Annotated in this window: 12 protein-coding genes; 8 read left to right on the top strand and 4 right to left on the bottom strand. The window is 65.5% G+C overall.

Annotation, left to right across the window (positions count from 1 at the left end; translation table 11 throughout):
- The first annotated feature begins 57 nt into the window (after nucleotides 1–57).
- From GRI89_RS07670 to GRI89_RS07650, 5 genes are all read left to right on the top strand, one after another.
- Complete coding sequence (locus tag GRI89_RS07670) at nucleotides 58–1,488, top strand: circularly permuted type 2 ATP-grasp protein (protein ID WP_159793765.1); 1,431 nt, start codon at nucleotides 58–60, stop codon at nucleotides 1,486–1,488.
- A 16-nt stretch (nucleotides 1,489–1,504) separates the two neighbouring features.
- A complete protein-coding gene (locus tag GRI89_RS07665) occupies nucleotides 1,505–2,449 on the top strand; it encodes an alpha-E domain-containing protein (protein ID WP_159793763.1) in 945 nt (314 codons plus the stop codon).
- Between the two features lie 10 nt (nucleotides 2,450–2,459).
- The gene (locus GRI89_RS07660) at nucleotides 2,460–3,275 is read left to right on the top strand and encodes a transglutaminase family protein (protein WP_159793761.1); all 816 of its coding nucleotides are present in this window, start codon (nucleotides 2,460–2,462) and stop codon (nucleotides 3,273–3,275) included.
- Nucleotides 3,276–3,306: 31 nt separating this feature from the next.
- Nucleotides 3,307–4,059: a proteasome-type protease gene (locus tag GRI89_RS07655; protein WP_328598139.1), complete on the top strand. Its 753-nt coding sequence runs from the start codon at nucleotides 3,307–3,309 to the stop codon at nucleotides 4,057–4,059.
- 199 nt (nucleotides 4,060–4,258) lie between these two features.
- On the top strand, nucleotides 4,259–4,975 hold the full coding sequence (locus GRI89_RS07650) for a response regulator transcription factor (RefSeq protein WP_159793759.1): 717 nt from the start codon (nucleotides 4,259–4,261) through the stop codon (nucleotides 4,973–4,975).
- Nucleotides 4,976–4,982: 7 nt separating this feature from the next.
- On the opposite strand, the gene GRI89_RS07645 is transcribed toward GRI89_RS07650, so the two are convergent.
- Complete coding sequence (locus tag GRI89_RS07645) at nucleotides 4,983–5,666, bottom strand: extensin family protein (protein ID WP_159793757.1); 684 nt, start codon at nucleotides 5,664–5,666, stop codon at nucleotides 4,983–4,985.
- 83 nt (nucleotides 5,667–5,749) lie between these two features.
- Nucleotides 5,750–6,112: a hypothetical protein gene (locus tag GRI89_RS07640; protein WP_159793755.1), complete on the bottom strand. Its 363-nt coding sequence runs from the start codon at nucleotides 6,110–6,112 to the stop codon at nucleotides 5,750–5,752.
- A 297-nt stretch (nucleotides 6,113–6,409) separates the two neighbouring features.
- Here GRI89_RS07640 and GRI89_RS07635 point away from each other — a divergent pair, with 297 nt between their 5' ends.
- The 3 genes from GRI89_RS07635 to GRI89_RS07625 all read left to right on the top strand — a co-directional run bounded on the left by GRI89_RS07635 (nucleotide 6,410) and on the right by GRI89_RS07625 (nucleotide 10,501).
- A complete protein-coding gene (locus GRI89_RS07635) occupies nucleotides 6,410–7,570 on the top strand; it encodes a phosphoserine transaminase (protein ID WP_159793753.1) in 1,161 nt (386 codons plus the stop codon).
- 108 nt (nucleotides 7,571–7,678) lie between these two features.
- Nucleotides 7,679–9,265: a phosphoglycerate dehydrogenase gene (gene serA / locus GRI89_RS07630; protein WP_159793751.1), complete on the top strand. Its 1,587-nt coding sequence runs from the start codon at nucleotides 7,679–7,681 to the stop codon at nucleotides 9,263–9,265.
- Nucleotides 9,266–9,388: 123 nt separating this feature from the next.
- Nucleotides 9,389–10,501, top strand: a complete 1,113-nt coding sequence (locus GRI89_RS07625) for an ATP phosphoribosyltransferase regulatory subunit (protein WP_159793749.1) — start codon at nucleotides 9,389–9,391, stop codon at nucleotides 10,499–10,501.
- Nucleotides 10,502–10,517: 16 nt separating this feature from the next.
- Here the strand turns inward: GRI89_RS07625 and GRI89_RS07620 are convergent, their stop codons facing one another.
- A complete protein-coding gene (locus GRI89_RS07620) occupies nucleotides 10,518–11,117 on the bottom strand; it encodes a carboxypeptidase-like regulatory domain-containing protein (RefSeq protein ID WP_159793747.1) in 600 nt (199 codons plus the stop codon).
- 51 nt (nucleotides 11,118–11,168) lie between these two features.
- Nucleotides 11,169–12,065 (bottom strand): alpha/beta hydrolase, encoded by an 897-nt coding sequence (locus GRI89_RS07615; protein WP_328598138.1) that lies wholly within the window; start codon nucleotides 12,063–12,065, stop codon nucleotides 11,169–11,171.
- Nucleotides 12,066–12,138 lie beyond the last annotated feature (73 nt).

Here is a 12,138-nt window from a genome sequence, read left to right as displayed (position 1 = left end):
TGTTAGGTCTTGGCGGCGGGGCTAGAGAGTGCCATGCTGCATTGCAGCAAGGGAATCATGAGCGGATCCGACGGGGCCAAATTCGACGAAATGCGTGCTGAGGACGGCAGCGTCCGCCCGGCATACGCAGAATACTGTGATTGGCTGCAGGCCCAGGAAAAGGGCTGGATGCGCCGCAAGGGGTTCGAGGCCGAGAGCTTCTTCCGCCGCACAGGCATCACCTTCAACGTCTATGGCGAGAACGACGCCGAAGAACGACTGATCCCGTTCGACATGGTGCCGCGGATCATCACTGGCGGCGAATGGCGCCGCCTGAGCCGCGGAATCGAGCAGCGTGTGCGGGCGCTCAATGCCTTCATGCACGACCTCTATCACCGGCAGGAAATTATCCGGTCGGGCCGCCTGCCCGAGCGCCTGTTCCGCAACAACGAAGCCTGGCTGTCGCAGATGGTCGGCTTCACCCCGCCGGGCGGAGTCTACACCCACATTGTCGGCATCGACCTCGTGCGCACCGGGCCGGACGAGTTCCTCGTGCTCGAGGACAATGCCCGCACGCCGAGCGGCGTCTCCTACATGCTGGAGAACCGCGAGACGATGATGGCGATGTTCCCGGAACTGTTCTCGAAAATCCAGGTGCGGCCGGTATCGAACTATCCGCGCCGGCTGGCCAAGAGCCTCGCGGCCTGCGCCCCGGAATGCGCGGGCGAGAACCCGACCGTGGCCGTGCTTACCCCGGGCATCTACAATTCGGCCTACTTCGAGCACGCCTTCCTAGCCGACCAGATGGGCGCCGAACTTGTCGAAGGAACCGATCTCAGGGTCATCGACGGACGGGTGCAGATGCGCACGACCAGCGGGTTCCAGCCGATCGACGTGCTTTATCGCCGGGTCGATGACGACTTCCTCGATCCGCTGACCTTCAATCCCGACAGCGTGCTCGGCATCCCGGGCATCTTCGACGTCTATCGCGCCGGCGGCATCACCATCGCCAACGCGCCCGGCACCGGCATTTCGGATGACAAGGCAATCTACGCCTTCATGCCCGAGATCGTGCAGTTCTACACCGGCGAAGCGCCGATCCTGCCAAACGTCGAGACCTGGCGATGTGCCGACCCCGACAGCCTCAAGCATGTGCTCGACAACCTGCCCGAGCTGGTGGTCAAGGAAGTCCACGGGTCGGGCGGCTACGGCATGCTGATCGGGCCGACTGCGAGCAAGAAGGAAATCGCCGCCTTCCGCCAGAAGCTCAAGGCCAAGCCGCACAACTACATCGCCCAGCCAACGCTTTCGCTCTCGACCTGCCCGATCTTCACCAAGGCCGGCCTCGCCCCGCGCCACGTCGACCTGCGTCCGTTCGTGCTGGTCTCGCCCGAGGGCATAGACATCACCCCGGGCGGGCTAACCCGCGTCGCGCTTAAGAAGGGTTCGCTGGTGGTCAATTCGAGCCAGGGGGGCGGGACCAAGGACAGCTGGGTGCTGGCGGACTGATGGCGGGCGGGCGCATATGCTAGGCCGGACTGCCAACAACATCTTCTGGATGTTCCGCTACCTTGAGCGGGCGGAAAACACCGCGCGCCTGCTCGAAGCGGGCCACCGCATCGCCATGACCCGCGGCGGCGACGCGGCGAGCGAGGAATGGAAGTCGGTCATCTCCACGCTCGGCTTCCGCAAGGCCTACGAAGCGGTCTATCCGGACTACAGCGGCGCGCACGTCTGCGACTTCGTCCTGCGCGGCAAGGCCAATCCCGAGAGCGTGATGGCGATGTTCGAGACGGCGCGGACCAACGCCAGGCTGTGCCGCTCGGCAATCACCGGTGAGGTGTGGGAAGCGGTCAACGAAGGCTGGATGGGCCTGCGCGACCTGCTCGCGCGGCAGGTTCGCGAGAGCAATCTGGGCACCGCGCTGGCCGCTATCCGGCGCGAATCCGCGCTGGCGCGCGGCGCGACCCACGGCTCGATGATCCGCGACGAGGTCTACAGCTTCGCACGCCTCGGCACGTTCATCGAACGCGGCGACAACACGGCGCGCATCCTCGACATGAAATACTACGTCCTGCTGCCGTCGATTTCCTACGTAGGTACGGCGCTGGATACGGGGCAGTGGGAGCACGTGCTTCGATCCCTGTCAGGGGAGCGCGCCTATCGCTGGCTCAATGCCGGGCGGATGGATGCGCGTTCGATCACCAAGTTCGTCATCCTCGACGAGCGCTTCCCGCGCAGCCTGGCCTTCTGCTTCGACCAGATGCGCGAAAACCTCGCCGCGCTGGCCCTGCTGCATGGCCACGAGGGACAGGCGAACGCCCTGATCCGCGAAGCGGACCAGGATCTCAGCCAGCGATCGATCGACCAGATATTCGACCGCGGGCTGCACCAGTTCCTGATCGGCTTCATCGCCAAGAACCGCCAGATCGCCGACACCATCAGCAAAGAATACCGCTTCATAGACTGAGCCCACAGCCATGCGCCTCGCCATCCGCCATACCACCCGATACCGCTACGCCGCACCGATCGTGCACGGCCTGCAGCGGCTGCGGCTGACGCCGAAGGAGACGCAGGGGCAACGGATCATCAACTGGACGATGGAGTACGAAGGCGCCCACGAGCAGCTCAGCTACGACGACCAGAATTTCAACCACGTGACGCTGGTCGCCGCCGACGAGGGTGCGTCCGAGGTCGTCGTCACCTGCCGCGGGACCGTAGAAACCGAGGACAACGCCGGCGTCATCGGACTGCACGCCGGGCACTTGCCACTATGGGCGTTCCTTGCCGAGACCCCGCTGACCAGCGCGGGCAACGGCGTGCGCGAGCTCATCGCCGAAGTCGAGCGCAGCGAGGAAGGCATGGTCGAGACGTTGCACAACCTTTCGACCCGGATCCGCGATGCGGTGGAGTACAAGACCGGCACGACCAATATTGCCACCACCGCGGAAGAGGCGATCGCGCACGGGTACGGCGTGTGCCAGGACCATGCGCACATCTTCATCGCCGCGGCGCGGGCGCTGGAAATTCCGGCCCGCTACGTAAGCGGCTACCTGATGATGGACGACCGCGTCGAGCAGGAGGCGACCCACGCCTGGGCCGAGGCCTATGTGCAGAACCTCGGCTGGGTCGGGTTCGACATATCGAACGGCATCAGCCCCGATCCGCGCTACGTCCGCGTCGCCACCGGCCGCGACTACCGCGACGCGGCGCCGATCACCGGCATCAGTTACGGCGCCGCGACGGAAAACCTCCACGTGGACCTTGCCGTAGAGCAGCAGGTACAGGAACAGTAATCGCCATTGGCGTTGGGTGAGGCTTCGATTCGTGACGTATTGCGTGGGAATGGTGCTCGATCGCGGGATTGTGCTGATGAGCGACACCCGCACCAATTCGGGCGTCGACAACATTTCCGTGTTCCGCAAGATGTTTCACTGGGCGGTGCCGGGGGAACGCATCATCTCGGTGATGACCGCGGGCAACCTGGCCACCACGCAATCGGTCATCAGCCGGCTAGAGGAGCGGAGCAAGACGCCGGAGGAGCGTTCGAACTCGCTGCTCGAACTGCCGACGATGTTCCAGGTCGCGGTCGAGACCGGCAAGCTGCTGCGCGAGACGGTGCAGGACACCCAGTCCGAGAACGGCGAGCAAGGCAAGGGCCGCTTCACCGCCTCGATGATCGTCGCTGGGCAGATCAAGGGCATGGAGCCGCGGCTGTTCATGATCTACCCCGAAGGCAACTTCATCGAGGCGAGTTTCGACACTCCGTTCTTCCAGATCGGCGAGACCAAGTACGGCCGCCCGATCCTGATCCGCGGCTACGATCGCAACATGAGCTTCGAGGATGCGGTCAAGCTGCTGATGGTCAGCTTCGATTCCACGCTCAAGGCGAACCTCTCGGTCGGGCTGCCGCTCGACATGATGGTGATCGAGCGCGACAAGTACGAACCGGCGCACGAACAACGTATCGAGGCGACCGACGAATATTTCCTCTCGGTTTCGAGCGGCTGGAGCGATGCGCTGCGGACCGCGTTCCATTCGCTGCCCAACTTCAGTTTCGGGCAGCCCGGGAACGGCTGACCCAACTTAGGCGTAAACACCTAGGTGCGATACCGGTAGGGTAATCGGCGGCTAGGACTTCTACCGATGTTGCCTCCAATTCGGAGGTAATTTTGCGGACTTTTCATGCTCATACAGCACGCGTCGGTGCCTCCTTCCTAGTTCAATCCGGAGGCATGCCCGCGTTACATCCGGTGCCCGGCTGACCATGCTGGAAGCCATGGAAAAACGCATCACACTCCACATCGTCGATGGCAACATGCGGTCGCGGGCCGAGCAGGCCCGCACCGCCTTTGCGCTGGGTCATCACGCCGAGGTCTACGACGACCTCGACGAATTGCTCGCGCACCCGCCCAAGTCCGGCGTGCTGGTCGTCCGGCAGCGGACACTCGACCAGTCGCTTTCCGACCTGCTCGACCGGCTCGGCGAATACGGCATCTGGCTGCCGGTCATCGTCTGCGCGCCCGAACCGCTGCTCGAAAGGGTCGTGCAGGCGATCAAGCAAGGGGCGCTCGACTACCTGCAGCTGCCGCTGGAGGCCAACCAGCTGTCCCGCTCGCTCTCGACGGTCATGCGCGAGGCGCGGTCGCATAGCGCGGCGCGGCGGCGGCTCATCCATGCGCGGGGCAAGGTGGCGTCGCTGAGCCGGCGCGAGCGCGAGGTGCTCGAATGGCTGTCGGAAGGCAGTTCGAACAAGCTCATCGCCCGCGAACTCGCCATCAGCCCGCGCACGGTCGAGATCCACCGCGCCAACATGATGACCAAACTCGGCGCCGGCCATGCCGCGGAAGCGGTGCGGATGTGGATCGAGGCGCGGCTCGAACATTCGATCACCTTGCCCGACCTGACGATCGAGGAGGCCCGGCGGGACTTCGCGGGGGAACGCGACCGGCACGAACGGATGGCGGCCCTCCGGCGGCTGGCGAAACAGGCCTGACCTCGCCTCAGCGGCAGAACGCGCTGCCGTCGATGACCTTTTCGACATGGAAGTGATTGTAGTGCGCGGCGTTGTAGTTCGGCCCCAGCACGGTGCCGAAGCGTTTGCAGGCGCTTTCGTGGACGAGGCGCAGGAAGCGCCGCTCCGCGTCGGTGCCGCCGTTCCAGCCCTGCTCGACACTGATGCGGCGTCCGTCCTCGAGGACAAAAGCGGCGACGTCGATGGCGTCGGCGGTGGCATGGGCCGAGAGCCTGCCGCTGCCGGCGACGTTGCGGCACGAATAGCTGCCGAAGGTTTCGATCGAGCGTATCGGGCTGCCGAGCAGCTGGCGCGCGGCGCGGTCGACGCCGTAGCGGGCCCAGCCGGCAAGCGTCTCCGCCACGGTGCAGGTCACCGGGCCGATGTTCGACAGCGCGATCTGCGCCTGGTCCGATTGCAGGCTCGAAAGCTGTACCGTTCCTATATTGCTGCAACCGTCGCCGAAGTACTCGTCGGGCAGGGGCACGAAACCGGCCCGTGCCCCGCCGAGTTCGGACAGGCACTGGCCCACGCCAGGCGCGTTGGAAATGCGGGGTTGCGTGCTGGTGACCTGACGGGGCGAGGGTTCCGTTCCGCGCTCACCGCCGCTTGGCACTACCGAGCAGCCGGCAAGCGAGCCGGCTGCAAGGAGCAGGACGGGCCATTTCGACATGGCCCGAATAATTACCAAAGAAGGTTAATTTTTTCCTAACAAACGGTGTCCCCCCGCACCGTTCGGCGCAGGGGGAGAACCTGTCAGGCGGCCTTCGATCCGCCGAGCGAACTGAGACCCGACACGTCGGCCTTCGAATTGTCGAACAGGCGCATGGCGATGACCGTCGCCGCGACACCTGCCGCTGCCGTCGCCACGTTCAGCGCCACGGCATTGAGCTGGTCCCCGATGCCCGGGATGTTGCCCAACGCCGCGCCGACTATCGGCAGGACGAAGACGACCAGGAACAGCCGCAGGCTTTCTTCCTTGTCGTAGCCGAGCCCGGCAACGAGGCCGAGCACGACGAGCACCAGCGGAACGTTGAGTGATGGAATCGCCACGAATCCCGCGACGATCGCAAGCAAGGTAGCGACGAGGCGGGCGAGGCCCGCGATTGCTTTTATCATTATTCCCCCCCAATCAAGTTGCCTCAAAAGGCAAACGCTTGGGCGACCCTGCTCCGAGAATAGGCTTCCAACGCCACTCTTGGAAAGCGGAATTTTTGTGCGCGGTAAACCGTTGAAAAACGGATATTATGTTGCTTTGACCTTGAGGTCATGTTGGGCGTCATTGATCGTTGGACCGGCCAGCATCGGTTTCCATTGCAACTTCATCTTCGCTTGACTTGCCATGCGCGCGCTTTAGGGGCCGCCGCGGGCCACGCGGTCCCAACGCCGCGCGTGCTCTCTGCAAGGAGAGAATACATGACTGAACAACCGAAGCTTCGTCCGGAGCGCCCTTTTTTCTCGTCCGGACCCAGTTGCAAGCCGCCCGGCTGGTCGCTTGACAAGCTCAACACCAAGTCGCTCGGCCGCTCGCACCGCGCAGCCTATCCCAAGAGCCGCCTCAAGTACGCGATCGACCTGAGCAAGGAACTGCTCGACGTTCCCGAGGACTACCTCGTCGGCATCATGCCCGGCTCGGACACCGGCGCGCTCGAATGCGCGATGTGGACCATGCTCGGCGCACGCCCGGCGACCGTTGCTGCGTGGGAGAGCTTCGGCAACGTCTGGATCCAGGACGCGGCCAAGCAGCTCAAGCTGCCGAACCTGACGACGCTGGATGCCGATTACGGCCAGATTCCCGACCTCGCGTCGATCCCGCAGGACAACGACGTCGTCTTCACCTGGAACGGCACCACCTCGGGCGCCAAGATCCCCAACACCGACTGGCTCGCCCCGGGCCGTGAAGGCGTTGCCATCAACGACGCGACCAGCGCCGTCTTCGCGATGGAGATGGACTGGGCCAAGCTCGATGCCACGACCTACTCCTGGCAGAAGGTCATGGGCAGCGAAGCGCAGCACGGCATGCTGATCCTCAGCCCCAAGGCGGTCGAGCGGATCGAAAGCTACGATCCCGAGTGGCCGCTTCCCAAGCTGTTCCGCATCAAGAAGAAGGGCAAGGTCGACCGCTCGATCTTCGAGGGCGCGACGATCAACACCCCGTCGATGCTCGCCACCGAAGACTACATCATGGCTCTCGAATGGGCGCAGTCGATCGGCGGCCGCCAGGCGATGTTCGAACGCGCCGACCGCAACGCGCAGACCGTGTTCGACTGGATCGAGGCGACGCCGTGGATCCGCAACATGGTCGACGATCCGGCCAAGCGGACCAACACCGGTGTGTGCATGGTCTTCCAGGGCGACTGGTACGAAAGCCTGTCCGCAGAAGAGCAAGCCAACGTGCCGAAGAAGATCGCCGGCACCCTCGAGAAGATGGACATCGGTTACGACTTCAACGGCTACCGGGACGCCCCGCCGTCGCTGCGCATCTGGTGCGGCGGCAGCCTCGAGCAGGAGGACATCGCGCGCCTGCTGCCGTGGATCGAGTGGGCCTACCACGAGCTCAAGGACGGCCGGCTCTAAGAGCCGCCCAACGTGTGCGCCCCGCTCCGGCGGGGCCGCATCGCCCCCAATTGCTGACCGGATGACCAGCCGACGCGCGGAATCCGTCAAGATTTTCAGGAATTCGAAATGACCAAGCCCAAAGTCCTCATCTCCGACAAGATGGACCCCAACGCCGAACGCATCCTCAAGGAGCGCGGCTGCGACGTCGACGTGATCACCGGCAAGACGCCGGAAGAATTGAAGGCGATTATCGGCCAGTACGACGGACTCGCCATCCGCTCGGCGACCAAGGTGACCAAGGAAATCCTCGACGCGGCGACCAACCTCAAGGTCGTCGGCCGCGCCGGGATCGGCGTCGACAACGTCGACATCCCGCACGCCTCCTCGAAGGGCGTGGTGGTGATGAACACCCCGTTCGGCAACTCGATCACGACCGCCGAACACGCCATCGCCCTGCTGATGGCGCTGGCTCGGCAGATCCCCGAGGCCAACGACCAGACCCAGGAAGGCAAGTGGCCGAAGAACGCCTTCATGGGTGTCGAAGTCACCGGCAAGACTTTGGGCCTGATCGGGGCGGGCAACATCGGCTCGATTGTCGCCAGCCGCGCGCTCGGCTTGCGGATGAAGGTCATCGCCTACGATCCGTTCCTGACCGAGGAACGGGCGGTCGAACTGGGCATCGAGAAGGTCGACCTCGAAGGCCTCGTCACCCGCGCCGACTTCATCACGCTGCACACGCCGCTGACCGACGATACCCGCAACATCCTCAACCGCGAGCGGCTCGAGAAGACCAAGAAGGGCGTGCGCATCGTCAACTGCGCGCGCGGTGGCCTGATCGACGAGGCCGCGCTCAAGGACCTGCTCGATTCGGGCCACATCGCCGGCGCCGCGCTCGACGTCTTCGCCGTCGAGCCGCCGCCCGCCGATCACCCGCTGTTCGGCACGCCGAACTTCATCTGCACCCCGCACCTCGGCGCCTCGACCAGCGAAGCGCAGGTCAACGTCGCGCTGCAGGTCGCCGAGCAGATCGCGGACTATCTCGTCAGCGGCGGTGTCACCAACGCGCTCAACGTGCCTTCGCTCAGCGCCGAGGAAGCGCCCAAGCTCAAGCCGTACATGGGCCTCGCCGAAAAACTCGGCAGCCTCGTCGGCCAGCTTGCCCACGGCAACCTGACGCAGATCAGCATCGAGCGTTCGGGCGCCGCGGCCGAACTCAACGGCAAGCCGATCGAGGCCGCCGTGCTCTCGGGCCTGATGAAGAACTATTCGCAGAGCGTGAACATGGTCAACGCGCCGTTCCTCGCCAAGGAGCGCGGGCTCGACGTGCGCTCGGTGCGGCACGAACGCGAGGGTGTGTACCACACGCTGCTGCGCGTCACCGTGGCGACCAGCCAGGGCGACCGTTCGGTAGCCGGCACGCTGTTCGGGAGCGAGGCGCCGCGCCTCGTGTCGATCTTCGGCATCGGCATCGAGGCCGACCTCGACGGGCACATGCTGTACATCGTCAACGAGGACGCGCCGGGCTTCATCGGCCGTATCGGCAGCCTGCTCGGCGAGGCCGGCATCAACATCGGCACCTTCCACCTCGGCCGCCGCGAGGCCGGTGGCGAGGCGGTGCTGCTGCTGAGCGTCGACCAGCCAATTCCGCAGGACGTGATCGATGCGGCCTGCAAGCTGCAGGGCGTGAAGATGGTCAAGGCGCTGGCCTTCTGATTTCCGAGTAAATCCCTCTCCCGTTCGTGGTGAGCTTGTCGAACCATGAACGTCGCGCGACGTTCGACCTTCGACAGGCTCAGGACGAACGGGTAAGGGGAGCCTCGAACTTGGGGGGAAACCATGACCGATCCGACCCGCGACCTGCTGCCCGAGGGGCTTGAAGACCGGTTGCCACAGAGCGCGGCGGTCGCGACGCGTGTCGAGCGCGCGGCGCTCGCGGTGCTCGATGGCTCCGGATACGACCGGGTGCGCCCGCCGCTGATCGAATTCGAGAAGTCGATGGCCGAGCGCATGGACGGGCTGGCCACGCGCCGCCTGTTCCGCTTCGTCGACCCGGTGAGCCTGCGCACGCTGGCGCTGCGGGCCGACATGACGGTGCAGGTCGGGCGCATTGCCGCGACCGGCCTCTCAGGCAAGGCGCGCCCGCTGCGATTGTGCTACGCCGGGATGGTCGCGCGCATCGCCGGCGACCAGCTCGACCCGCGGCGCGAGGCGCTGCAGGTCGGGGCAGAGCTGATCGGCACCGACACCGCCGCTGCTGCTGCCGAGATCGTCGAACTGGCGATCGCCAGCCTCGAAGCGATGGGGGCGAGCGGCATTTCGATCGACTTCACGCTGCCCGACCTCGTCGAGACGCTGGCGGCGGAGGAATTTCCGCTCGATGCCGAGCAGGTCGTCGCCGTGCGCCGCGAGCTCGACGCCAAGGACGCCGGTGCTCTGCGCGCGGCGGGCGGCGAGGCATACCTGCCTTTGCTCTATGCCGCCGGGCCGTTCGACGAGGCGGTGGCCAAGCTGGCCGGCTTCGACGGCAGCGGCGCTCTCGCCAGCCGCATCGACGGCCTCAAGAAGATCGCCGAGCGTGTGAAGGGCAGGGCGCGCCTGACGCTCGACCCGAGCGAGCGGCACGGCTTCGAATACCAGACCTGGTTCGGCTTCACCATCTACGCCGAGGGCGTGCGCGGCACGATGGGCCGCGGCGGCACCTACCGCATCGGCGGCAGCGATGAACCGGCCACCGGCTTCTCGCTCTACCCCGAAGACCTTGTCGAGGCGGTCAAGGCCAGCGAACCGGCGCGCGAGGCAGTGTTCCTGCCGCTGGGCCACGACCCGGACGCGGCGGCCAGGCTGCGAGCCGAGGATTGGCGCACGGTGGCGGCGCTGAGCGAGGCGGATGAGGCGCGTGCGCTAGGGTGTTCGCACGTGCTGGAAGCCGGAACGGCAAAGCCACTCTGACGGCGGCGCGACCTGCTCAGGAATAATCGTCCAGGTAACGGGTCATCACCCCGACGATGATAATGTCTGGATCCTGGCTGTTGCGGTAGGTAATCCGCTCGTCCTTCACGACGACGGCCATTTCTGTCCAGGTCCTCTCGCCTTGCGAAAATTCGAGGTCATAGGTGCCGAAGGGTAGGTGCTTGATCCGGTACCGGCCCTTGCGGTCCGTCTGCACCTCGTAGCGGGTGCCGTCTGCGGCGATTGCCGTTACCACGACGTTTTCTCCGGCAGCCCATACCTGGCCGGCGATGACGCCCTCCAGCTCATCCTCCTTCGCGGTGGCGGTGCTGCCCATGGCCAGCATGCTGATCGATGCCGCCGCGGCGATCACCACGCGCTGGAACCTGCCGCCGCCGCCATTGCGCGTGGCCGCTACCCGATCCGGTCCCTGCTGCACCCGCACGCAGACCGGTTCACGCGAGCCGAGCAGGGCGTCGACTTCGTCCGGGGAGTAGTTCGCCAGGTCGTGGATAGTCGTCGAGCAGCGTTCGCAAATCCGGTTGCAACCGACGGGCTTCATTTCCTCCCAGTTCTCGTCGCACGGCCTGGGTAACGCTATCCTCAGCTCGTTCATTGACTTGCCCTCTCCAGCAGTCTCCGTTTCGCCAAGGTACGACAATTCTGCCTAGCTGAATACCTTCGCCAGGAACGCGTCGACCACCGGCGTTGCCGGGTAGTCCGCTTCCCCGAGCTTGCGGTTGATCTCGGCATGGCCGCGCAGGCCGCGGCCGGGGAAACCCTGAACCGTCACCGGCGTGCCTGCCTTGCGCAGGGCATCGCCGAGGCCTTGCGACTGGGCGATGCCGCCCTTGCGCTGGACGTGGAGGATGAGGAAGGCAGGCGCGTTCGGTGCGGTGGTGTGCGCTGTGGGCGACAACGCCACCTGCCGCTTCGGGTCGGTACCGAAGGCCTGCTTGTAGGTTGCGCCCAACAGCAGCGCGTTCTCCTCCATCTGGTCGGGCACGTAATAGGCCGCCCCGTCAAGCGGGACGATCCCGCGCACCGCGTCCATGTCGAGCCCGGCGCGGCGCAGGTATTGCGGATCGGTCCCGACCAGCGCCACCAGATGCGCCCCGGCGCTATGCCCGACGAGGGCGATGCGGTACGAGTCGAACCCGAGCTGTGCGGCGCGGCCCTTGAGGTAGGCGAGGGCGGAGGCGACGTCCTCAGCCTGCTGCTCGACGGTGGCATCAGGGACCAGCCGGTAGTTCAGCGAGGCGACGGCGTAGCCCTTGGCCTGCCAGTCGGTGAGCTTGGCCGAGCCTTCCATCATCGACTTGTCGCCGCGCTTCCACCCGCCGCCGTGAACGAACACCACCAGCGGCGTTCCGGCCCGCGTTCCGGGCCAATAATCGAGCGTTTGAAGTTCTTCATTGCCATAAGCGAGCACCTGCTTGCCCGAGGGTGGCCGGCGCGCGGTGCTGCTTTCGGCAGGCTGGAACGCCGCCCAGGCGGCGTCGGCGACGACCAGCGACGAGGCGGTGGCGAAGAACATGCTGGAAGCAAGGGCGATGGCATGCACGGCGAAACTCCTGCCTGGTCCCTTGCGGACAGGTTCTGACTCCAGCTGGGCGCCCGGTCCAGTCGCCAATTGT

The organism is Croceibacterium salegens (genome assembly GCF_009827435.1).
In the GTDB taxonomy this organism is placed as follows: Bacteria; Pseudomonadota; Alphaproteobacteria; order Sphingomonadales; family Sphingomonadaceae; genus Croceibacterium_B; species Croceibacterium_B salegens.
This window is presented reverse-complemented; position numbering and strand designations above follow the sequence as displayed.

Coding starts and splice junctions, on each gene's coding strand:
- GRI89_RS07670 (WP_159793765.1), top strand. CDS start 58: ATGAGCGGATCCGACGGGGCCAAATTCGACGAAATGCGTGCTGAGGAC.
- GRI89_RS07665 (WP_159793763.1), top strand. CDS start 1,505: ATGCTAGGCCGGACTGCCAACAACATCTTCTGGATGTTCCGCTACCTT.
- GRI89_RS07660 (WP_159793761.1), top strand. CDS start 2,460: ATGCGCCTCGCCATCCGCCATACCACCCGATACCGCTACGCCGCACCG.
- GRI89_RS07650 (WP_159793759.1), top strand. CDS start 4,259: ATGGAAAAACGCATCACACTCCACATCGTCGATGGCAACATGCGGTCG.
- GRI89_RS07645 (WP_159793757.1), bottom strand. CDS start 5,666: ATGTCGAAATGGCCCGTCCTGCTCCTTGCAGCCGGCTCGCTTGCCGGC.
- GRI89_RS07640 (WP_159793755.1), bottom strand. CDS start 6,112: ATGATAAAAGCAATCGCGGGCCTCGCCCGCCTCGTCGCTACCTTGCTT.
- GRI89_RS07635 (WP_159793753.1), top strand. CDS start 6,410: ATGACTGAACAACCGAAGCTTCGTCCGGAGCGCCCTTTTTTCTCGTCC.
- serA (WP_159793751.1), top strand. CDS start 7,679: ATGACCAAGCCCAAAGTCCTCATCTCCGACAAGATGGACCCCAACGCC.
- GRI89_RS07625 (WP_159793749.1), top strand. CDS start 9,389: ATGACCGATCCGACCCGCGACCTGCTGCCCGAGGGGCTTGAAGACCGG.
- GRI89_RS07620 (WP_159793747.1), bottom strand. CDS start 11,117: ATGAACGAGCTGAGGATAGCGTTACCCAGGCCGTGCGACGAGAACTGG.